The following is a 22439-nucleotide window of genomic DNA, read 5'->3' as shown; positions in this document are numbered from 1 at the left end:
GTCTTCGGGCTATCCCCATGCATGCCCCTGTCCCCCTCGCGTCAACCTTGCAAAAAAAAGCGGGCACCAGGCCCGCTTCGTATGCGTCCGTACCGCCTGTCTCAGGCCGGCTTGCCCGCCTGGCCAGGATAGGCCGGGCGCCCCGCTGCCCAGAACCACATGGCGATGCCGCCGATCACCATGGGCACGCACAGCCACTGGCCCATGCTCATGCCCAGCGACAGCAGGCCCAGGAAGTCATCGGGCTCGCGGAAGTACTCGGCAATGAAGCGGAAGGCGCCGTAGCCGACGAGGAAGACCGCCGCCACCTGGCCCGGCTTGTGCTCCTTGCGCGCATACAGCCACAGCAGCACGAACAGCAGCAGGCCTTCCAGCAGGAACTGGTAGACCTGCGAGGGGTGGCGCGGCAGCATGGAGCCGCTTTGCGGAAAGACCATGGCCCAGGGCAGCTCGGGGCTGGCGAAGCGACCCCACAGTTCCCCGTTGATGAAGTTGCCGACGCGGCCGGCCGCCAGGCCCGTGGGCACGCAGGGCGCGACGAAGTCGGCCACCTCCAGCCAGGAGCGGGCCCGCGAGCGCGCGAACCAGACCATGGAGGCGATCACGCCGACCAGGCCGCCATGAAAGCTCATGCCGCCCTGCCAGACATAGAAGATCTCCAGCGGGTGGCTCAGGTAGTAGCCCGGCTTGTAGAACAGGCAGTAGCCCAGCCGGCCGCCGACGACCACGCCGAGCACGCCCAGGAAAAGAATGTCTTCCACGTCCTTGCGCGTCCAGGCGCGGTCGCCCTGCATGCGCACGAAGGGCGAGTGGCGCAGCCTGCGCGTTCCCAACCAGAGGAAGAGGCCGAAGGCGGCCAGATAGGTCAGGCCGTACCAGTGCACGGCGAGGGGCCCGATCTGCAGGGCCACGGGATCGATCTGCGGGTACATCAGCATGGTCGGCATTGTGCCGCAGCGCCGCATGGCCGGCGCCGGCCAGGGGTTGGAAAGCTGGCGGCGCGGCGGTTCAGCCCGGCCGGCTTTCCTGGATGGCCATGAGCTTGTCCAGGGCCGCGAACAGATGGCGCTGCTCGGTGGAGGTCAGCAGTTGCTCCAGCTCGTCTTCCAATTGCACCACCACGCCCTCGGCCCGTGCCTGCAGCGCACTGCCTTCGGCCGTCATGTGCAGCTGCTGCAGCCGGCGGTCGCGCGGATCGGGCTGGCGCCCGATGAGCCCGCGCTGCACCAGGCGCTCGACCACCGGCACCAGGTTGGAGGGCGAGATGTCCAGCGCCTCGCCCAGCTGGCGCAGGTAGATGCCGGGATTGGAGTGGATCAGCACCAGGATGGAGAACTCGCTGGGCTTGAGGTCCAGTTCGGCCACGCGCCGCGCGAACAGCTTGTGGATGTGGATTTCCGCGCGCGTGAGGCGGTAGCCCAGGAAACGCTGCAGGCGCGACTGATCGACGGCGGGTTCGGAGGAGCTGTCCATGGACACGGGTCTGGAAGAGGAAGAAGGCGCACCGAGGCAGAGCCGCCCCGGCGCCTGCGGATCGTCAGGGCCGGTGCGGCGTTCCATCATAAAAGCCCCGGCGGCCCGCTCAGGCCACGGCGGCCGGCAGCGGCGTGCGCGCGGCGGACTCGGTGCGGCGCAGCCAGTGCTCGGCATCCAGCAGCCCATGCGCGAAGAACCAGGCCGCGCTGTCCGCCTTGGAGCGGCGCAGCGCCGGATCGGCCAGCGGCTGGCTGACACGCGCCGCGCGCGCCCAGGCAAAGGCAATGCACAGCGTGCCGACCAGGCGCAGATAGTCCTCGGCGCAGCGCGCCAGCAACGGGGCGTCGCCTGCGGCGCGGGCGCACAGCGCGCCCGTCAGCGCTTCGGTGCGATCGCTCCAGCTGCGCAGCGCGCCGGCCAGGCCGGGCTCCATGCCCGCCGCCTCGCAGGCAGCGGCCTCCTCGCGCAGTGCGGCCAGCAGCGGTGCCAGCGCGGCCCCGCCGCTGGCGGCCACCTTGCGCTGCAGCAGGTCCAGCGCCTGGATCTGGTTCGTGCCCTCGTAGATCATGGCGATGCGCGCATCGCGCAGCGTCTGCTCGATGCGGTACTCGTGCACATAGCCGTAGCCGCCGAAGACCTGCAGCGCCTCGCTGGCCAGCGCAAAGCCCCGCTCGGTGAAGAAGGACTTGACCACGGGCGTGAGCAGCGAGGCCAGCGCATGGGCCTGGGCACGCTCCTGCGCATCCGGCGCCTGTTCGGCCAGGTCCAGCTGGTGCGCCACCCAGCCTGCAATGGCGCGCATGCCTTCGGTCCAGACGCGCAGGTCGGCCAGCATGCGCTGCACGGCCGGCTGCAGGGCGATGGGATCGGCGGGGCCCTGCGCATCGGCGGGCCGGGGCTGGGCGCGCATCTGGCGGCGCTCGGCCGCATAGGCGCGCGCCAGTTGCCAGGCCATCTCGGCATGGCCCAGGCCCTGCAGGCCCACATGCAGGCGGGCGGAGTTCATCATCACGAACATGGCGGCCAGGCCCTGGTGGGGCTGGCCCACCAGCCACGCCTGCGCACCCTCGAAGCGCATGGCGCAGGTGGCGCTGCCCTTGATGCCCATCTTCTTTTCGATGCCGTCGCAGTGAATGGCATTGGGCAGGAACCCGCCGCCGTCCTGCGGAATGCCGCGCGGCGCCAGGAAGAGCGACAGCCCGCGCGTGCCTGCGGGCGCATCGGGCAGGCGCGCCAGCACCAGGTGGACGATGTTCTCGCTCATGTCCTGGTCGCCGCCCGAGATGAAGATCTTGCTGCCGTCCAGGCGGTAGCTGCCATCGCCCCGGGGCCGGGCCTGGCTGCGCAGCAGGCCCAGGTCGGAGCCGGCCTGGGGCTCGGTCAGGCACATGGTGGCCAGCCAGCGCCCGCTGACGATGTGCGGCAGATAGGTGGTGCGCAGGTGCTCGTCGCCATGGGCGTGCAGGCAGGCATAGGCGCCGTGCAGGATGCCCGGGTACATGGTCCAGCCATGGTTGGCCGAGGCCAGCATTTCGTGCAGGGCGGCGTCCAGCAGCTGGGGCAGGCCCTGGCCGCCGGCCTCGGGCGCGCAGGCCAGGGCCGGCCAGCCTGCTTCCACGAAGGCCGCATAGGCCTCGGGAAAGCCGTCGGGCGTGCGCACCCTGCCCTCTTCCAGGCGGCAGCCCTGCAGGTCGGCCGGGCCGTTGAGCGGAGCCAGCACGTCGGCGCAAAAGCGCCCGGCCGCCTCGACCACCATGTCGGCCGTCTCCTGGTCCAGGGCGTCATGGGCCGGCATGCGGCGCCAGTCGGCCTCTGCGCCCAGCCAGTGCTGCTGAACGAAGCGGATGTCCTGCAGCGGCGGCTGGTAATGCGAGCAATGTGATGCCTGCGCGCTCATGCCCGGCCCTCCATGGCCGCGACCAGGCGGCGGTAGGGGCCGATGGCGCTGGCCAGGCACAGCACGGACAGCAGCGCGGCCAGGGCGGACACCAGGCCGAGCGACAGGCCCACGAGCTTTTCGTCATGGAAGACGAAGTCCGTGAAGAAGGCCACGAGGAAGGGGCCGAGGCCCAGGCCGATCAGGTTGATCAGCAGCAGGTAGATGGAAGTCACCTGGCCGCGCAGCTGGTTGGGCGTGACCGCCTGCAGTATGGGCGGCGCCAGCGCCACGGGCATGCCCAGGAAGAAGGTGGTGGCCGCCACGGCCACCAGGGCTACCGTGGGCGAGGGCGCAAAGGCCAGCACCAGGCCGGTGACGATGAGCACGCCGGTGGCCACCAGCGAGATGATGATCGAGCCCACCTGCTTGCCGCGCGCCGTGAGGTAGTCGGCCAGGAAGCCGCTGAGCAGCATGCCGCCAATGCCGAAGGTCAGGATGATGACGCCGTAGGCCGGGCCGATCTCGCCGGGCGTCCAGCCCCACTGGCGGATGAAGGTGGCCGGCAGCCAGGCCGTGACGCCGAAGGTGATCATGGCCGTGATGCCCGGCGCCAGCAGCAGCGGCAGGAAGGCGCGCTTGTTGCGGAACACATGGGACAGGTCGGGCGCCGGTACTGCGGGCGCGGCCATTTTTGCGGACGCGGCCCGGGCCTGCAGGCCGCGGCGCACCGGCTCGCGCACGGTGTACATCAGCGCCACCAGCGGAATGCCGGGCAGGGCCACGAAGATGAAGGCCGCCTGCCAGGGCTTGAAGCTGCCCAGCAGCGGGAACACCACTTCGCCGGCCTGGCTGGTGGCCTGGATGACCAGGCCGCCCACGATGAAGGCCGTGGCCGAGCCGATGTACACGCCCGAGGTGTAGATGCTCATGGCGCGCGCGCGGCGCTCGGGCGGGAAGTAGTCGGCCAGCATGGAATAGGCAGCCGGCGACAGCGCCGCCTCGCCCACGCCCACGAACATGCGCGCCACGAACAGCGAGACAAAGCCCGTGACATAGCCACCGGCCGCCGTGGCCACCACCCAGATCGCCATGCCGATGACGATGAGGTTGCGGCGGTTCCAGCGGTCGGCCAGGCGCCCCAGGAAGATGCCGACGAAGGTGTAGAAGATGGCGAAGGCAAAGCCGTGGACGATGCTGAACACCCAGTCCGACAGCTGCAGATCCTTCTTGATGGGCTGCACCAGCAGGCCCAGGATCTGCCGGTCCACGAAGGACAGGGTGTAGGCCAGCAGCAGGATGATGGTGACGTAGTAGGCATAGCCGAGTCCGTTCGACTCGGCCGCCGTGGGCGTGGGCGTGGGCGTGGACACGCGGCCCGGCGGGTAAGGCAGGCTCATGGAGACCTCCTGTGGAGGAAGGGGAAGCGGAAAAAAGAAAGCGGGAAAGCGAGACAGGGCTGCGCATGAAAAGGGCCGGCGCACCGCGCCAGCCCTTGCACGGGCATCAGCCGGCGCTGTGCTCGACCAGCATCAGCGCATCGAGCGCGACCACGCCCTGCCCCTGTGGCAGCACGATGACGGGGTTGAGGTCGATCTCGCGGATGGCCGGCGTGCCGCGCAGCACATGGCCCAGGCGCACGATGAGCTCGGCCAGCGCCTGGCGGTCCAGCGCCGGGGCGCCACGGTAGCCGTGCAGCAGCGGCGCGCCCTGCAGGCGGTCCAGCTCGCGCAGCACCTCGCCGGTGGACAGGTCGGCGTCCAGCAGGCGCGCATCGCGCATGATCTCGGCCGTCACGCCGCCCAGGCCGGCCAGGATCACCGGGCCCCACTGCGGATCGTTGCGCGCGCCGATGATCATCTCCAGGCCACGCCGGCCCATGGCCTCGATCAGCACGCCGTCCAGCGCAATGGCGCTGTCATAGGCGGCCACATTCGCATGCAGCCGGCTCCAGGCCTCGCCCATGGCCTGCGCGTCGGCAATGTTCAGGATCACGCCGCCCGCATCGCTTTTGTGGCTGAGGTCGGCGGACTGCGCCTTGAGCGCCACGGGCCAGCCGATCTCCGACGCAATCGCCACGGCCTGCTCGGCCGAGGTGGCCAGCCGGCCGCGCGCAAAGGGCACGCCGGCCTGTGCCAGCACGGCCTTGGATTCGTACTCGGGCACCACCGTGCGGCCTGCGGGCAGGGTCAGGGCGATGGGCCGGGCATCGGTGCGCTCGAAACTGCGCTGGCTGAAGGCGGTCAGGCGTTGCACGGCGCGCAGGGCACGCTCGGTGCTGGGGAAGTACGGCACGCCCAGCGCACGCATCTCGGCGATGAACTCGGCAGGCACGGCCGCGCCCTCGTCCAGGCCCGCGACGATGACGGGCTTGGCCGGCCGCAGCTCGCGCACGGCGCGCAGCACGGGCGGCATCTTGATGCCGCAGGTCACCGGGTCGCCCTGGATCAGGCCGACGATGATGGTGGAAAAGCGCGCATCGCCAAACAGCGCATCCAGCGTGCGGAAATACAGGTCGGGCTCGACCAGGCCCTGGGCCGTGAGGTCCAGCGGGTTGCTCACGCCCACGAACTGCGGCAGGGCCGCACGCAGCGCGGGCGAGTCGTCGTCGCCGATGGCGGGCAGGGCCAGGCCCAGCTCCTCGGCCCAGTCCAGCGTCAGCGCCTTGAAGGCGCCGGACTCTCCCAGCACGGCCACGCCTGCGGCCCCCGCCGAACCCGTGGATGGCAGCACGGGGCAGCGGATGGCGATCTCGGCGATGTCGCCCAGTTCCTCCAGCGTCTCGGCAAACACCGCGCCTGCGCGTTCCAGCTTGGTGCGCATCAGCGCATAGTCGCCGGCCATGGCGCCGGTGTGCGTGGCGGCCGAGGCGCGCGCCGCGCTGCTCTTGCCCGGATGCAGCAGCACCACCGACTTGCCCAGGCTGCGCGCCCGGGCCACGGCGGCCAGGATGCGCGCGGGCTGGCGGAACTGCTCGACGATCATGGCGACCACGCGCGTGGAGGGCTGCTCCAGCAGGAAGTCCACATAGTCCTCGGCATGGCTGGCAGCCTCGTTGCCCGTGGAGATGGCGTGCGACAGCGGCAGCGCGCGGCTGGCCAGCGTGGTGCACAGCACGGTCATCATGGCGCCGCTTTGCGAGACCACGCCAATGGCGGGCCGCGCGGCATCGGCCTGCTGCGCGTCGATATTCACCTCGACAAAGGTCAGCGGCACGCGTTGCAGGTAGTTGATGCAGCCCAGGCAGTTGGGGCCTTCCACCACCATGCCGGCCTCGGCGGCGATGCGTGCGATCTCGCGCTGCTCGGCCATGCCGCGCTCGCCCGCCTCGGCAAAGCCGGCCGAGAAGATCACCGCCGCGCCCACGCGGCGCGCCGCCAGTGCGCGCACCGTGTCCAGCACAAAGGGCTGGGGGATGGCCAGCACGGCCACGTCCACGCCCTCGGGCAACTGGTCCACCGAAGCCAGGCACGCCCGGCCTGCGATCTCGCTGCGCTTGGGATTGATCAGGTGGATGTCGCCGGCAAAGCCGTTGCGCTCCAGATTGCCCAGCACCGATGCGCCCAGCGCACCCGGCGTGGCCGAGGCGCCGACGATGGCGATGGAACGCGGCCTCAGCAGCCTGCCGATGTCGGGCCGCACGGCGGCCGCCATCTCTGTCGTTGTCATTCTTGTCTCCAATGATTAAAGCTGGGAGGCCTACCGCGCGTGGTGGACGCTGCCCAAGCGAGGGACACCGAGGAAGGGCCTAAGCCGGCCGCGCCGCCCCGCACTGAGGGTGTCGTCCCCCTCCCTCGCGAAGCGAGTTAGAGAGGGGGAAGGCGCGAAGCGCCTCAGGGGGTGACTTGCTTGCTCAAGTCGTAGGTGCCCAGGCCGGGCTTGTAGGTCTTGTCGTCAAGGAACTGGCGCATGCCTTCCTTGCGGCCTTCGTTGTCGAAGCTGTTGGCGGCTTCCTGGGCGCGCACCAGGTAGTCCTCGGCGTTGTCGTAGCTCATGTCGCGCACGCGGCGGATGGCGTCCTTGGTGGCCTTCAGGGCGCTGGGGTTCTTCTGCAGCAGGGTCTCGGCCACTTCGGTGACGCGGGCCTGCAGGCGGTCGGCCGGCAGCGACTCGTTGACCAGGCCCCACTCGGCGGCCGTGCGGCCGTCGATGTTCTCGCCCAGCATGGCGTGGTACATGGCGCGGCGGAAGGACAGCAGCTCCACGGCCACCTTGGAGGCGCCGCCACCGGGCAGGATGCCCCAGTTGATTTCGGACAGGCCGAACTTGGCGTCATCCGAGGCAAAGGCCAGGTCGCAGGCGAACAGGGGGCCGTAGCCGCCGCCGAAGCACCAGCCGTTGACCATGGCGATGGTCGGCTTCTGGAACCAGCGCAGGCGGCGCCACCAGCCATAGCTCTCGCGCTGGGCCTTGCGGGTTCCGGCCAGGCCGGTGGCCTCGGTCTCGCGGAAGTACTCCTTCAGGTCCATGCCGGCCGTCCAGGCCGTGCCTTCGCCTGCAAGCACGACCACGCCCACGTCGTCACGGAACTCCAGGTCGTCGAGCACGCGCATCATCTGGCGGTTGAGCTGGGGGCTCATGGCGTTGCGCTTTTCGGGGCGGTTGAATTTCACCCAGGCCACGCGGCCTGCGACGGTGCAGGACACGGTCTGTTCTTCGGTACGTTCGGTGCTCATTGCGCTTCCTTGTGCAAAGGGAAATGGGGTTTTGGACACCGATGCTTCGGCTCCATAATCGTTATGATAAATAACTATTATTGAAGCCCGCAATACAGCGTTTACCCTAGCTCCGCCTCCCGCCAGCCTGCCGCGATGCGAATGCTTCTGCGTCGCGCATGCATGCAATGCGCGGCCCACGGGGAATTGCGGCAGGCGTTTTGGCCGATCCCGGTGTTCACGCGATACTTGCGGTGTTCAACACAGTCAGGAGAAGAAGAACATGCAAGGCCAGCCAGAAGTCATCGAATGCCTCATAGAACTGCTGCGCGGCGAGCTTGCCGCGCGCGACCAGTACTTCATCCACTCGCGCCAGTACGAAGACCAGGGCCTGCTGCGCCTGTTCGAGCGCATCGGCCATGAGATGGAAGAGGAAACCCAGCACGCCGACGCCATCCTGCGCCGCATCCTGTTCCTGGGCGGCCGCCCCGACATGCGCCCGCACGAGTTCACGCCCGGCGAGACCGTCGAAGAGATGCTGCGCAAGGACCTGGCCACCGAATACCGCGTGCGTGACAGCCTGCGCTCGGCCATGGCGCTGTGCGAGCGCCACAGCGACTTCAACAGCCGCGACCTGCTGCTGGCCCAGCTGCGCGACACGGAAGAAGACCACGCCTACTGGCTGGAGAAGCAACTGGGCCTGATCGAGAAGATCGGCCTGCCCAACTACCTGCAAAGCAAGATGGGCGAGCCGGCCTGAATGAAGCTCCCCCTGAGGCGCTTCGCGCCTTCCCCCTCTCTCGCTTCGCGGGAGGGGGACGACAGCCTCGCGGCGGGGCGGCCCTGGCTCGCTGTCCCTTGTTTTGGCCGCGCCAGTTTTTCAGGCACTTCCCATAAATGAGAGTGGGCTGTTTGCTCCACGATGAAAACCCGAACCGGCAGCCACGATGAAACGGCAAGCCGGTCGCCCCGCGATGAAACAAGAGCCCTCAAGGGCCTGAGAGAAGAGAAAAGAAAAAGGGATGGAAAGCCGCAAGGCCTTCCATCCCTTTTCATTTTCATCGGGTGCGCACCGCCGGGCGGCGGTGCGGCCCGGTGTCAGTCGTCCAGCAGGGACAGGTCGCGCACGGCGCCCTTGTCGGCCGACATCACCAGCTTGGCATAGGCCTTGAGTGCGGCCGAGACCTTGCGCGGACGCGGCTGGGCGGGCTTCCAGCCCTTGGCATCCTGCTCGGCACGGCGGCGGGCCAGCTCCTCGTCGGAGACCAGCACGTTGATGCTGCGGTTGGGAATGTCGATGCGGATGCGGTCGCCGTTGCGCACCAGGCCGATGGCGCCGCCAGCGGCCGCCTCGGGCGAGCAGTGGCCGATGGACAGGCCCGAGGTGCCGCCCGAGAAGCGCCCGTCGGTCAGCAGTGCGCAGGCCTTGCCCAGGCCCTTGGACTTGATGTAGCTGGTCGGGTAGAGCATTTCCTGCATGCCGGGGCCGCCCTTGGGGCCTTCGTAGCGCACGACGACGATGTCGCCGGCCTTGACCTTGTCGTCCAGGATGTTCTGCACGGCCTCGTCCTGCGACTCGGTCACGTGGGCCGTGCCTTCGAACACGTGGATGCTTTCGTCCACGCCGGCCGACTTGACCACGCAGCCGTCCAGGGCGATGTTGCCCGTCAGCACGGCCAGGCCGCCTTCCTTGGAGAAGGCATGCTCGTAGGAGCGGATGCAGCCTTCTGCACGGTCCAGGTCCAGGCTGGGCCAGCGCGTGTTCTGGCTGAAGGCCACCTGGGTGGGAATGCCGGCCGGGCCTGCCAGGTAGAAGTGCCTGACGGCCTCGTCCTCGGTGGTGGTGATGTCCCACTGCGCCAGGCCTTCGCCCAGGGTCTTGGCGTGCACGGTGGGCACGTCGGTGTGCAGCTTGCCGGCGCGGGCCAGCTCGCCCAGGATGGCGAAGATGCCGCCGGCGCGGTGCACATCCTCGATGTGGTATTTCTGCGTGTTGGGCGCCACCTTGCACAGCTGGGGCACGGAGCGCGAGAGGCGGTCGATGTCGGCCATGGTGAAGTCGATCTCGGCTTCACGGGCAATGGCCAGCAGGTGCAGGATGGTGTTGGTGGAGCCGCCCATGGCGATGTCCAGCGTCATCGCGTTCTCGAAGGCCTTGAAGCCCACGGAGCGCGGCAGCACGGAGGCGTCTTCCTGCTCGTAGTACTCGCGGGCCAGCTCGACGATGCGGCGGCCGGCGCGCTTGAACAGTTCCTCGCGGTCGGCATGCGTGGCCAGCACCGTGCCGTTGCCGGGCAGGGACAGGCCCAGCGCCTCGGTCAGGCAGTTCATGGAGTTGGCGGTGAACATGCCCGAGCAGGAACCGCAGGTCGGGCAGGCCGAGCGCTCGACCTGGGCGACCTGCTCGTCGGTGTAGTTGTTGTCGGCCGCGATCACCATGGCATCGACCAGGTCCAGCTTCTTGAACTCCAGCTTGTGCGTGCTGGGATTGGCCAGCTTGGTCTTGCCCGCTTCCATGGGGCCGCCGGAGACGAAGATCACCGGAATGTTCAGGCGCATGGCGGCCATCAGCATGCCGGGGGTGATCTTGTCGCAGTTGGAGATGCACACCAGCGCGTCGGCGCAGTGGGCGTTGACCATGTACTCCACCGAATCCGCGATGATGTCGCGGCTGGGCAGCGAATACAGCATGCCGTCGTGGCCCATGGCGATGCCGTCGTCCACGGCAATGGTGTTGAATTCCTTGGCCACGCCGCCTGCGGCCTCGATCTCGCGCGCCACCAGCTGGCCCAGGTCCTTGAGGTGCACGTGGCCCGGAACGAACTGCGTGAAGGAGTTGGCGATGGCGATGATGGGCTTGTCGAAGTCGCCATCCTTCATGCCGGTGGCACGCCACAGGGCGCGCGCACCAGCCATGTTGCGGCCGCCGGTGGAAGTCTTGGAACGGTATGCGGGCATGGGGAATCCAGTTGTCTGTCGTCTCGGTCCATCCCTGGTCCTGTGGGGAAGGCCAGGGTCTGGGCGAAGATTATGGCGCAGCGCCCGCCGTACCGCTGGGCCCCAGGAATGCCCCGGCCGGCATGGACTGCCCCTTTGCAGACCCCAGGCATCGCCTGCCGCGAAGCCTGCGCCGCCGTTCAAGGCCCCTCAGCGGCGCGAACGCGAGCGCGTGCCCGTGCCCATGGCTTCCTTGTTCTTTTCGATGCGCTTCAAGCGCCGCTGCTCGATCTTGTCGGCCGCGCGCCGCTTGGTGTAGCCAGAGGTGTCGGCCCAGGCCCACCAGGCTGCCGTCACGCCATAGGCGCCCAGGATGACGTACCAGGACCAGGAGGCCACAGGCTCGATATCGGCCAACTTCAGCAGGGTGAGCAAGACCGCGATTCCCAACAGATACATAACTTCTCCTTCACCAGACGGTGCTTCACACGAGGTAACGCATCAGATATGCGCGCCCACTACAATGCTCCGCATAATTATTCCCGACAACCCCAGGAACTCATGATGAAGCAGACATTGATCGCATTGGCCTTGACCGTCGCCGCCGTGGCTCCCGCCATGGCCGACCAGGCTCTTGCCGCCTCCAAGAACTGCATGGCCTGCCACGCCGTGGACAAGAAGCTGGTGGGCCCGTCCTACAAGGATGTTGCCTCCAAGTACGCAGGCCAGAAGGACGCGGTGGACAAGCTGGCCGCCAAGATCATGAAGGGCGGCAGCGGCGTCTGGGGCCCGGTTCCCATGCCCGCCAACCCCCAGGTCAACGATGCCGACGCCAAGAAGCTGGCCGCCTGGGTGCTGTCTCTGAAGTAAGTTCCACTGACCTGCCCGCCACCCGCCTCGGGGCCCGCAACGAAAAAAACCGCGCAACGCAAGTAGCGCGGTTTTTTTCATGGTCCGCCCGTGAATCCGGGCTCGGGCCGCCTACCTGTAGTCCGGAGCGCCTGCGCCGGGCTGCTGGTACAGGCGAACCTGCTGCTCCAGCTGCCCCACATAGGCGGCCGTGCTGTTGTCCGACTCCTGGGCGCGCTGCACCAGGTGGGCCTCCAGCCCGTCCAGCCGCGCCATCAGCACTTCCTTGTCGCGCGCATGCAGGTCTTCCAGCACGGTGCGCAGCTCGGTGAAGCGCGAGGCCTCGGCCTTGTCGGCCAGGTCCCGCTGGGCCTGCATTTCCTTGGCGTGGCGGCGCGCCTCCATCAGTACCGAGCCCTGCAGCCACAGCACATAGGCGACGAAGAACACGCCCAGCAGGCAGGTCAGCGCCAGCATCAGCACGCCCAGCGGCGCCTGGACTTCGGTCACGCCCAGCGACACGACGGACGGCGCGGCCAGCGTGTTCCAGTTGAATGCCGCCAGCAGCGCAATCAGGGCCACGGTGATCAGCAGCGACAGGGTTCTCAGATTCATGGTGCAACGCCTCCCTCGGCAGTGGTGAAAGCAACAGCTTCGGTTGTACTGCAGCCATCATGCCTGAGCTGTCGGCCCACACAAAATAGGACTGCAAGACAGCGCGCCGCCCGCAGTCCAGCCAAGAAAAAACCGGAGCCTGTGCTCCGGTTCTTCATGGCGGGCGTGTCCGCCCTCAGTTCGTCTCGGCCAGTTGGTCGAGGATGGCCGGGTTCTCCAGAGTGCTCGTGTCCTGGGTGATGGCCTCGCCCTTGGCAATCGAGCGCAGCAGGCGGCGCATGATCTTGCCGCTGCGCGTCTTGGGCAGGTTCTCGCCAAAGCGGATGTCCTTGGGCTTGGCGATGGGGCCGATTTCCTTGGCCACCCAGTCGCGCAGTTCCTTGGCGATCTGCCTGGCCTCCTCGCCCGTGGGGCGCGAGCGCTTGAGCACCACGAAGGCGCAGATGGCCTCGCCGGTCAGGTCATCGGGGCGGCCCACCACGGCGGCTTCGGCCACCAGGTCGGTCTTGGCCACCAGGGCCGACTCGATCTCCATCGTGCCCATGCGGTGGCCCGAGACATTGAGCACATCGTCGATGCGGCCCGTGATGCGGAAGTAGCCACGGTCCTCGCTGCGCACCGCGCCGTCGCCGGCCAGGTAGGTCTGCCCGCCCAGCTCGGCCGGGAAGTAGCTCTTCTTGAAGCGCTCGGGGTCGCCCCAGATGGTGCGGATCATGCTGGGCCAGGGCTTGGTGACCACCAGCAGGCCGCCTGCGCCGTTGGGCAGTTCATGGCCGGTCTCGTCGACGATGGCGGCCATGATGCCCGGCAGCGGCAGCGTGCAAGAGCCCGGCACCAGCGGCGTGGCGCCCGGCATGGGGGCGATCACGTGGCCGCCGTTCTCGGTCTGCCAGAAGGTGTCCACGATGGGGCAGCGCTCGCCGCCCACATTGCGGTGGTACCACATCCAGGCTTCGGGATTGATGGGCTCGCCCACGCTGCCCAGCAGGCGCAGGCTGGACAGGTCCGAGTTCTTCGGATGCACGGCGGCATCGCTGTCGGCCGCCTTGATCAGCGAGCGGATGGCCGTGGGCGCCGTGTAGAAGATGGTGCAGCCGTGGCGCTCGATCATCTGCCAGAAGCGGCCCGCGTTGGGGAAGGTGGGCACGCCCTCGAACACGATCTGCGTGGCGCCAGCGGCCAGCGGGCCGTAGGCCACGTAGGTGTGGCCCGTGATCCAGCCGATGTCGGCCGTGCACCAGAACACGTCGCTGGGCTTGAGGTCGAAGGTCCACTCCATGGTCTGCTTGGCCCACAGCACATAGCCGCCCGTGCAGTGCTGCACGCCCTTGGGCTTGCCCGTGGAGCCGCTGGTGTAGAGGATGAACAGCGGGTGCTCGGAATCCACGGCCACGGGCGCGCACTCGGTGCTCTGGCCAGCCAGGATCTCGCCGAAGGTCTTGTCGCGGCCTGCCGTCATGGCACAGGCCGTGGCCGTGCGCTCGTAGACGAAGACATGGCGCACGGCCTCGCAGCCGCCCAGCGCCAGCGCATCGTCCACGATGGCCTTGAGCGGCAGCTCCTTGCCGCCGCGCATCTGGTAGTTGGCGGTGATCACGGCCACGGCGCCCACGTCCACGATGCGCTCCTGCACCGCCTTGGCCGAGAAGCCGCCGAACACCACGCTGTGCGTGGCGCCGATGCGCGCGCAGGCCTGCATGGCGATCACGCCCTCGATGGTCATGGGCATGTAGATCAGGACACGGTCACCCTTTTGCACGCCCTGGGCCTTGAGCGCGTTGGCGAACTGCGAGACACGCTCCAGCAGTTCGCGGTAGCTGACCTTGGTGACCTCGCCGCCGTCGGCCTCGAAGATGATGGCCGTCTTGTGCTCGACGTCCGTGCCCATGTGCTTGTCCAGGCAGTTGGCGCTGGCATTGAGCTCGCCATCGGCAAACCAGCGGTAGAAGGGCGGGTTGCTGTCATCGAGCACCTGGGTGAAGGGCTTGGACCAGACCACGTTCTCGCGGGCCAGGCGGGCCCAGAAACCCTGGTAGTCGTTCTCGGCCTCGGCGCACAGCGCCTGGTACTGCTCCATGCCGGAGATGCGGGCCTTGGCGGCAAAGTCGGCCGGCGGCGGGAAGACCCGGTTCTCCACCAGTACCGATTCAATGGGGGATGCTGTTGCAGTGCTCATGCTTGCTTGTCTCCTGGGCTGGCCAAATAAAAATTGTGGTGCGACTGTCGGGGGCCGGTCTTACATGCCACTGACTGAAACCCCCTTGGGCGCGCCGACCTGGGGATTCCCCGCAGTTCCCGGCTGTCACGGGCACTGGCCTGTTTCACCGCTAAAATCGCGCGCCCGTTTTCCACGGCCATTGTCCCCTCCCATCCACGCTCCCACACCAGACAAGCGCGACCGACCACCATGGCCCGCCAGCAAAACTCCAATCGAGCCCCCGGCTCCCCCCTGCGTCCCCTGCCCTCCCTGATCTTCGCCAGCCGCTGGCTGCAGCTGCCGTTGTACCTGGGCCTGATCGCCGCCCAGGGCGTCTATGTCTGGCACTTCCTGCTCGAGCTGTGGCACCTGATCGAGGCCGCCTTCGGCAACCAGGAGGCGCTGCAGGCCCTGATCACCAGCATCGGCTACAAGCACGATGCGCCCATCGGCGCGCTCAACGAGACCATCATCATGCTGGTGGTTCTGGCGCTGATCGACGTGGTGATGATCTCCAACCTGCTGATCATGGTCATCGTGGGCGGCTACGAGACCTTCGTCAGCCGCCTGGGCCTGGACAGCCACCCCGACCAGCCCGAGTGGCTGGGCCACGTGAACGCCTCCATCCTCAAGGTCAAGCTGGCCCTGTCCATCATCGGCATCAGCTCCATCCACCTGCTCAAGACCTTCATCAACGCGGGCAGCTACGACGTCAAGGTGCTGATGTGGCAGACCATCATCCACGTCACCTTCCTGGCCAGCGCCCTGGCCATCGCCTACACCGACAAGCTGATCAACAGCACGGCCAGCAACCACTGAGACCTTCGGCATCCCGCACCAAAGCCCCGCAGCGCCAGCCGCCGCGGGGCTTTTTTCATGGGCGGGCGCAGGCAACGGGTCGGACACCTTCTGGCGCCCGGCCGGCCAGCGCGCCAGGCACGCTTTTTGCCGCAGATCGGGCCTGAAGCTTTCCTCAAGCTGACGCTTGACCGATTTTATTCATCGATGACAGCATATGCCTTGTGAGCCATGGCCTCAATGCTCTTATTAAGTGAGCAAATACTGACCCGATTGCAGCCCCCAAGGGCCTGAAACAGCCCAAAACAGGCCTTGTTCGGCTCATGCGTTTTGACGCAGTAAAACCTGTTTTATATAATTTCAGCTTCTTTACAACCTGCCAAGCAGGTCATCGGCACCGTCTTCACGGCCTGCCGATCCACCCCGGCGGATCGTTGTGCTCCCGGCACAGCCCCGTCAACCGGGCCGAAACTCGGTCCTGATGTTGTGGGGCATCGCGCTGGCTGATCTTCAGCCACGATGCCCGCCTGAGACACCGCGCGCCTTGCCGCCGGCTGCTCTCGACTTCTGGCTCTTGCGCACCGCTTCGCGTGCCATTCGAGCCGCCTCGGGTGCTTTCGCACCTGTTTGAATCCCAGCAACGGGGGACGGCAGTCCTCTGCAGCGAACGGCATCAGGGCTTCATTTTTGGCTTGCGCGCCAGCGTCTTCGCCCGTCGAGGACGCTGGACTGTGTTCCATCTCACCCAAAAGGAGAACGCCACAGTGGCCAAGCAGATCATCATCGATCATGTGTTCAAGGTGTTCGGGGACGACCCCAAGACCGCACTCGACCTCGTCCAGCAGGGCCTGAGCAAACAGGAGATCCTGGAGCGCACGGGCCAGTCCATCGGCGTGTTCGACGCCAATTTCACCATCGAGGCCGGCGAGATCTTCGTCGTCATGGGCCTGTCGGGCTCGGGCAAGTCCACCCTGGTGCGCATGCTCAACCGCCTCATCGAGCCCACGGCCGGGCGCATCGTGGTCGATGGCCAGGACATCAATGCCCTGGGCGAGCGCGACCTGCGCGCGCTGCGCCGCAAGGACATCTCCATGGTGTTCCAGTCCTTTGCGCTGATGCCGCACATGACGGTGCTGGACAACACGGCCTTCGGCCTGGAGCTGGCCGGCGCCGACAAGGCCGAGCGCCAGACACAGGCCCAGGCCGCGCTGGAGCAGGTGGGCCTGGGCGCCTGGGGCGCCAGCTACCCCGACGAGCTGTCGGGCGGCATGCAGCAGCGCGTGGGCCTGGCCCGGGCGCTGGCGTCCGATCCGTCCATCCTGCTGATGGACGAGGCCTTCTCGGCCCTGGACCCCATCATCCGCACGGAGATGCAGTCCGAGCTGCTGCGCCTGCAGCAGATCCAGCGCCGCACCATCGTCTTCATCTCGCATGACCTGGACGAGGCCATGCGCATCGGCGACCGCATCGCCATCATGAAGGATGGCCAGGTGATCCAGGTCGGCACGCCCGACGAGATCCTGCGCAGCCCTGCCGACGACTATGTGCGCAGCTTCGTGCGCGGCGTGGATGCGGCCTCGGTCTTCAAGGCCGGCGACATCGCGCGCCAGGCGCTGACCGTGGTGTCCGAGCACAGCGACCGCGGCTGCCGCGCGGCCCAGCGCCTGCTGGAGGATTCGGACCGCGACTACGCCTATGTGGTCAACGCGCGCCGCCGCTTCCTGGGCGTGGTGTCCTCGCAATCGCTGCGCGACGCACTGCATGGCCGCCCGGGCATGCTGGGCCTGAGCCACGCCTTCCTGCCCAACGTCGAGCCGCTGTCCGCAGGCACGCCGGTGGCCGAGCTGTTCGGCCCCGTGGCCGCCGCGCCCTGCGCGCTGCCGGTGACCAGCGACGACGGCCAGTTCATGGGCGTGGTCAGCCGCACCACCATGCTGCGCTTCCTGGACCGCGACACGCCGCCCGTGCCGCCGCCGCAGGAGATCGTGCCGCCGGTCACGCTCAACCCCCATTTCCCGGCCTCCAACGCCCCCACCGTCGCCCCCACCGTCGCGCCGACCGTGGAGCCGATCGAACAACGACAAGGAGATGCCGCATGAGCGATGCAACCAACAGCCTGAACCCGAACACCGCCGCTGCCGCCACCGATCCCTGGGCCGATGCAAGCGCCGGTGCAGGCGCTAGTGCAAGCGCCGCCCCTGCTTCCACCGATTCCGCAGCCTCTGCAGCGCCTGCAAGCGCCGATCCCTGGGCAACCGCCGCCACGCCGGCACCCGATGCCTCGGCCGATCCCTGGGGCGCCGCCAGCGGCGGTGATGCCGCAGGCGGTGACTGGCTGGGCGCCTCGGCCGGCTCGGGCGTTCCCGACGACGCCCATGCCAGCCTCTGGCACCAATTGACCACCGACGGCCTGCCCGTGCAGGGCTGGATCAACAGCGGCCTGGAATGGGTGGTCCACCATTTCCGTCCCTTCTTCCAGGCCGTGCGCACGCCCATCGACGGCACGCTGTCGGGCATCACCGATGCCATGCTGGCCCTGCCCTGGCCCCTGCTGGTCCTGGTCCTGACCCTGGTGGCCTGGCAGTTCGCGGGCCGCGCCATGGCCATTGGCGCCGCCGTCTCGCTGGTGGTGGTCGCCATGCTGGGCATCTGGCCCGAGGCCATGGTGACGCTGTCCCTGGTGCTGACCTCGCTGGTGTTCTGCATGGTCATCGGCCTGCCCGCGGGGATTTTGCTGGCCTCCAGCGACCGTGCGCAGCGCTGGACACGCCCGCTGCTCGACGCCATGCAGACCACGCCGGCCTTCGTCTACCTGGTGCCCGTGGTGATGCTGTTCGGCATCGGCAACGTGCCCGGCGTGATCGTGACCATCATCTTCGCGCTGCCACCACTGATCCGCCTGACCAACCTGGGCATCCGCCAGGTGCGCCCCGACCTGATCGAGGCCAGCCGCGCCTATGGCGCATCGCCCTGGCAGTTGCTGTGGAAGGTGCAGCTGCCGCTGGCCATGCCCTCCATCATGGCGGGCGTGAACCAGGCGCTGATGCTGTCGCTGTCCATGGTGGTGATCGCCTCCATGATCGCCGTGGGCGGCCTGGGCCAGATGGTGCTGCGCGGCATCGGCCGCCTGGACATGGGCCTGGCCACCGTGGGCGGACTGGGCATCGTGCTGCTGGCCATCGTGCTGGACCGCATCACCCAGGCCATGGGGCAGACGACCCGTGGCGGTGCGCGCTGGTGGCACAGCGGCCCCGCCGGCTGTGTGGCCCGCCTGCTGGGCGCCGGCAACAAGCCGGTCCACCGCGGCAGCACCAGCTGAATGCCTTCACTGCGGCGCGGATGGGCCCACTGCCGCGCCGCCTTCCCGAAAAGCGGTCAGCCACGCTGGCCGCCCACTCCCCTTTCATCACACAACGGAGGAACCCGAGGATGAACCAAGCACTGAACCACAATCGACTGCCAACTGCCGCTGCCAGCCACTGGCTGCGCACCGCCACGATGGCTGCCGGCATCGCACTGGCCTGCGCAGGCGCATCAGCCGCCAGCGACCAGCCCGGCAAGGGTGTGAAGGTGTCGCCGCTCAAGAGCTCCATCGCCGAAGAAAGCTTCCAGACCCTGATCGTCATGAAGGCCCTGGAGAAGCTGGGCTACGACGTGCAGCCCTTCCAGGAAGTCGAGTACCCCACGGCCCACGTGGCGATTGCCAATGGCGACGCCACTTTCCTGGCCACGCACTGGAACCCGCTGCACGCCGACTACTACAAGAACGCGGGCGGCGACGCCAAGCTGTTCCGCAAGGGCGTGTACTCGGACAACGCGGCCCAGGGCTACCTGATCGACAAGAAGACGGCCGACGAATACAAGATCACCAATATCGGCCAGTTGAAGGACCCCAAGATCGCCAAGCTGTTCGACTCGGACGGCGACGGCAAGGCCGACCTCACCGGCTGCACGCCGGGCTGGGGCTGCGAGGCCGTGATCGAGCACCACCTGACGGCCTACAAGCTGCGCGACACCGTGACCCACAAGCAGGGCACGTACTCGGCGCTGATCGCCGACACCATCTCGCGCTACAAGGCCGGCAAGCCCATCCTCTACTACACCTGGACGCCCTACTGGGTGAGCAACGTGCTCAAGCCCGGCAAGGACGTGGTGTGGCTGGAGGTGCCCTTCTCCTCGCTGCCCGGCGAGCAGGCCAAGTTCGATACCAAGCTGCCCAACGGCAAGAACTACGGCTTCGTGGTGAACAAGCAGCAGATCGTGGCCAACAAGGCCTTCACCGACAAGCATCCCGACGCCGGCAAGCTGTTCGAGCTGATGCAGCTGCCCGTGGGCGACATCAGTGCGCAGAATCACATGATGAGCCAGGGCCAGAACAAGCCCTCGGACATCAACCGCCATGTGGACGGCTGGATCAAGGCCCACCAGAAGACCTTCGACGGCTGGCTGGAACAGGCCCGCGCGGCAGCCCGCTGAACGCTGAAAACGGCCAGGGAAGGGAGTCTCTGCTGACACTCTTGCGGCAACCCCTTCCAAATGCGCGCCTCGGCGGGCTTTTTGGGCAGGATGGCCTTGGCCGCCACGATGCGCCTGCGGATGCGTCGGCCAGCAGGCCTGGCACCCGGCTTGCACCGGTTGCAGCCAAATATCGTGCGCGAGTCCACGCAGGCTGCGGGCCGAGGCCTTGCACCGGGGCAGGGATCACGCAGGGATCTGCAACTGGCGCACGGCGTCGTCCACGCTCCAGCCCGCATAGCTGGCGGGCGGCAAGGCCGGATTGCCCACGCGCGCCAGCAGGTCGCGCACGGGGTCCTTGACGCGGGCCAGGGCCAGCGGCACGCCCAGTTGCTGCAACTGGGCCGCGAAGTCGCACAGCGCCTCGACACTGGTGGCATCCAGATCGGCCGAATCTTCCAGGCTCAGCACCACGCCGCGGGGCGAAGGCAGGGATTGCAGCCGCTCCTGGATGGCCGCAAACACCGGGTCGGCATTGCCGAAGAACAGCGGCGCCTCGGGCCGCGCGATCAGCAGGCCGGCCGGCACCACCGCGTCGGGGTGGCGTGCGACATCGACAAAGTCATGCGTGTCTGCCAGCCTGCCCAGCCAGCTCAAGTGCGAGCGCGACAGCGTTTGCAGCAGCATGAGCAGGCTGGCCGCAATGGCCAGCAGCAGCCCGTCAAGCACGCCCAGCGCCAGCACGGCAAGGAACGCCAGCACCACGATCAGCCGGTCCCGCCGCCAGGCGAAGTAAGGTCGCAGCGCGGCAGGGTTCAGCGTGTGGCCCACGGCGTGGATGACGATGGCGGCCAGCAGCGGCTGCGGCGTGCGCTCTATCCAGGGCAGCAGCAGCCAGACGGCCAGGCCCACCACGGCGCAGGCCACCAGGCCTGCAGCGCGGCTTTGCGCGCCCGCCACCTCGTTGGCCGAGGTGGCCGAGTAGCCCGCGCCCACGGGCATGCCATGGAACACGCCCGACAGCAGGTTGGCCGCGCCCAGCGCCATCAGGTCGCGGTTGGCATCGACGCGGTCGCCATGGCGCAGCGCAAAGCTGCGGATGGAGCCATAGGACTCGGCATAGAGGATGAGCGCCATCGCAAAGGCCAGCTCACCCAGGCGCAGCCATTCGGCGCGGTGCAGCGAGGGAATGCCGGGATTGGAGAAATCCAGCCGTATCGGCCCCACGGCCGCAATGCCCCAGCGCGCGCACCAGCCGCCCGCATCCAGCGCAATGCCGGCCGCAATCACCAGCAAGGCCGCAGGCAGGCCACGCCAGCGGGCCAGCGCACGCATCAGCAGCAGTGCCGCCACGGCCATCGCCAGACCTGCGCCGTTCCAGTGGCGCCAGCCGGCCAGCAGCTCCCAGACAAAGCGCGGCAGATCGCCATGCACGGGCTGGAAGGCGACGGCATGCGGGATCTGCTTGACCACGATGGTCAGCGCAAGCCCCAGCGCAAAGCCACGCAGCACGGGCTTGGCAATGAAATTGGAGACCGCGCCCAGCCGCGCCAGCCCCGCCACCACGAAGAACAGGCCCGTCAGCAGCACGATGCCCACGCCCAGCAGCATGCGCTGCTGCGGCGAGGTGCCGGCCATGGACGCCGTGGCCGCCAGCAGCACGGCGGCAGAGGAGGATGTGGCCGAGACGATGGCGAAGCGGCTGCTCCCCAGCAAGCCATAGGCCAGCAGCCCGGCGAACAGCGCAATCACCCCGGCCTGCGGCGGCAGGCCGGCAATGCCGGAATAGGCCACGGCCTCGGGCAGCAACAGGCCGGCGATGGACAGGCCGGCGCCCCAATCGGCCAAGGCAGGCAGGCCGGGCGCACGCATCAGGATTGCGGAGCAACGACGCCGGACCAGCCCGGCAGGTAGCGCGCCTCGGCGCCGTGCGCCAGGCCCAGGGCCTCATGCAGGGCCTGATCAGGCAAGGCGACATCGCTCTTGCCACTGCGCAGGTCCTTGGGTGCAAAGCGCGTGCGGAAAAAATCGGCCCAGAGGAATTCGACGAAAGGCGCCGTGTCCTTGGCATAGCCACCGGCCTTGCGCACGGCGCCGGCCAGACTGCGGTAGGGGTCGTCGCGCAGGCGATCGAGCTGGCCCGGCATCTTGGCCCAGTCGCAGCGGCGGCCACGCTCGTCATACGGATGGGCCCATTGGTGGAACTCCATCAGGCGCCAGAACATCAGCGGATCGGCCTCGCTGAAATCGGCCAGTTGCATGACCCAGACCTGGTCCACGGACTCCTGCGTCAGCGCCAGCCCCAGGTGGTGGTGGTCGACGATATAGTGCAGGCCTTGCGGCCCCAGCACGGCCGGGAACCAGTGCGATGCCAGAACGCCTTCGCGCTCCTTGCGCTTGAGACGGCCCCACTGGGCGCGCTTGGCCTGCACTTCGGCGGCGCCTATGGTCATCTGCGTGGGACGCAGTGCGGCCAGCGAAACCCGGATCAGATGCTGCTGTGCTCTCATCGTCCAAACCTCCGTTGCATCAAGGGTGCAGACCGGCGGGCAGCCAGGTCCGGCATCCAGAATACGCCTTC

The 22439-nt window shown here is 67.9% G+C and carries 18 protein-coding genes; 6 read left to right on the top strand and 12 right to left on the bottom strand.

The window, feature by feature from the left end:
• Positions 1 to 101: 101 nt before the first annotated feature.
• From lgt to A9976_RS08030, 6 genes are all read right to left on the bottom strand, one after another.
• Positions 102 to 947, bottom strand: a complete 846-nt coding sequence (gene lgt, locus A9976_RS08055; RefSeq protein ID WP_259649143.1) for a prolipoprotein diacylglyceryl transferase — start codon at positions 945 to 947, stop codon at positions 102 to 104.
• A gap of 61 nt (positions 948 to 1008) precedes the next feature.
• The gene (locus A9976_RS08050) at positions 1009 to 1473 is read right to left on the bottom strand and encodes a MarR family winged helix-turn-helix transcriptional regulator (protein ID WP_183018558.1); all 465 of its coding nucleotides are present in this window, start codon (positions 1471 to 1473) and stop codon (positions 1009 to 1011) included.
• A gap of 109 nt (positions 1474 to 1582) precedes the next feature.
• The gene (locus A9976_RS08045) at positions 1583 to 3373 is read right to left on the bottom strand and encodes an acyl-CoA dehydrogenase (protein ID WP_183018557.1); all 1791 of its coding nucleotides are present in this window, start codon (positions 3371 to 3373) and stop codon (positions 1583 to 1585) included.
• A complete protein-coding gene (locus A9976_RS08040) occupies positions 3370 to 4752 on the bottom strand; it encodes an MFS transporter (protein ID WP_183018556.1) in 1383 nt (460 codons plus the stop codon). Before A9976_RS08040 ends, A9976_RS08045 begins: the two co-directional genes overlap by 4 nt.
• Before the next feature lie 106 nt (positions 4753 to 4858).
• Complete coding sequence (locus A9976_RS08035) at positions 4859 to 7021, bottom strand: acetate--CoA ligase family protein (protein WP_183018555.1); 2163 nt, start codon at positions 7019 to 7021, stop codon at positions 4859 to 4861.
• Positions 7022 to 7185: 164 nt separating this feature from the next.
• A complete protein-coding gene (locus A9976_RS08030) occupies positions 7186 to 8028 on the bottom strand; it encodes a p-hydroxycinnamoyl CoA hydratase/lyase (RefSeq protein WP_183018554.1) in 843 nt (280 codons plus the stop codon).
• 262 nt (positions 8029 to 8290) lie between these two features.
• On the opposite strand from A9976_RS08030, the gene bfr reads away from it, so the two are divergent.
• The gene (gene bfr, locus A9976_RS08025; RefSeq protein ID WP_013803242.1) at positions 8291 to 8767 is read left to right on the top strand and encodes a bacterioferritin; all 477 of its coding nucleotides are present in this window, start codon (positions 8291 to 8293) and stop codon (positions 8765 to 8767) included.
• 338 nt (positions 8768 to 9105) lie between these two features.
• Here the strand turns inward: bfr and ilvD are convergent, their stop codons facing one another.
• Both ilvD and A9976_RS08015 read right to left on the bottom strand, forming a co-directional pair.
• Positions 9106 to 10965 (bottom strand): dihydroxy-acid dehydratase, encoded by a 1860-nt coding sequence (ilvD, locus tag A9976_RS08020; RefSeq protein ID WP_183018553.1) that lies wholly within the window; start codon positions 10963 to 10965, stop codon positions 9106 to 9108.
• Between the two features lie 189 nt (positions 10966 to 11154).
• Positions 11155 to 11403: a TIGR04438 family Trp-rich protein gene (locus tag A9976_RS08015; protein ID WP_013803244.1), complete on the bottom strand. Its 249-nt coding sequence runs from the start codon at positions 11401 to 11403 to the stop codon at positions 11155 to 11157.
• A gap of 105 nt (positions 11404 to 11508) precedes the next feature.
• Between A9976_RS08015 and A9976_RS08010 the strand changes: the two genes are divergently transcribed.
• Positions 11509 to 11814: a c-type cytochrome gene (locus A9976_RS08010; RefSeq protein ID WP_183018552.1), complete on the top strand. Its 306-nt coding sequence runs from the start codon at positions 11509 to 11511 to the stop codon at positions 11812 to 11814.
• 111 nt (positions 11815 to 11925) lie between these two features.
• Here A9976_RS08010 and A9976_RS08005 read toward each other — a convergent pair whose 3' ends face one another.
• Positions 11926 to 12408, bottom strand: a complete 483-nt coding sequence (locus A9976_RS08005; RefSeq protein WP_013803246.1) for a hypothetical protein — start codon at positions 12406 to 12408, stop codon at positions 11926 to 11928.
• Positions 12409 to 12583: 175 nt separating this feature from the next.
• Positions 12584 to 14584: an acetate--CoA ligase gene (acs, locus tag A9976_RS08000; protein WP_183018551.1), complete on the bottom strand. Its 2001-nt coding sequence runs from the start codon at positions 14582 to 14584 to the stop codon at positions 12584 to 12586.
• 231 nt (positions 14585 to 14815) lie between these two features.
• Here acs and A9976_RS07995 point away from each other — a divergent pair, with 231 nt between their 5' ends.
• From A9976_RS07995 to proX, 4 genes are all read left to right on the top strand, one after another.
• Positions 14816 to 15424, top strand: coding sequence for a TIGR00645 family protein (locus tag A9976_RS07995; protein WP_012204594.1), 609 nt, complete (start codon positions 14816 to 14818; stop codon positions 15422 to 15424).
• A 743-nt stretch (positions 15425 to 16167) separates the two neighbouring features.
• The gene (proV, locus tag A9976_RS07990) at positions 16168 to 17502 is read left to right on the top strand and encodes a glycine betaine/L-proline ABC transporter ATP-binding protein ProV (protein WP_183018701.1); all 1335 of its coding nucleotides are present in this window, start codon (positions 16168 to 16170) and stop codon (positions 17500 to 17502) included.
• Complete coding sequence (proW, locus tag A9976_RS07985; protein WP_183018550.1) at positions 17499 to 18722, top strand: glycine betaine/L-proline ABC transporter permease ProW; 1224 nt, start codon at positions 17499 to 17501, stop codon at positions 18720 to 18722. The genes proV and proW overlap by 4 nt, the downstream gene beginning before the upstream one ends.
• A gap of 110 nt (positions 18723 to 18832) precedes the next feature.
• Positions 18833 to 19879, top strand: a complete 1047-nt coding sequence (proX, locus tag A9976_RS07980; protein ID WP_012204550.1) for a glycine betaine/L-proline ABC transporter substrate-binding protein ProX — start codon at positions 18833 to 18835, stop codon at positions 19877 to 19879.
• Positions 19880 to 20104: 225 nt separating this feature from the next.
• Here proX and A9976_RS07975 read toward each other — a convergent pair whose 3' ends face one another.
• Complete coding sequence (locus A9976_RS07975; protein WP_183018549.1) at positions 20105 to 21730, bottom strand: SulP family inorganic anion transporter; 1626 nt, start codon at positions 21728 to 21730, stop codon at positions 20105 to 20107.
• The gene (locus A9976_RS07970) at positions 21730 to 22368 is read right to left on the bottom strand and encodes a ParB-like protein (protein WP_183018548.1); all 639 of its coding nucleotides are present in this window, start codon (positions 22366 to 22368) and stop codon (positions 21730 to 21732) included. Before A9976_RS07970 ends, A9976_RS07975 begins: the two co-directional genes overlap by 1 nt.
• Positions 22369 to 22439 lie beyond the last annotated feature (71 nt).

The sequence above is a fragment of the Delftia sp. UME58 genome (assembly GCF_014170385.1).
In the GTDB taxonomy this organism is placed as follows: Bacteria; Pseudomonadota; Gammaproteobacteria; order Burkholderiales; family Burkholderiaceae_C; genus Comamonas; species Comamonas acidovorans.
Note: the sequence above shows the minus strand (reverse complement) of the source record. Positions and strands in the feature narration are given on the sequence as shown.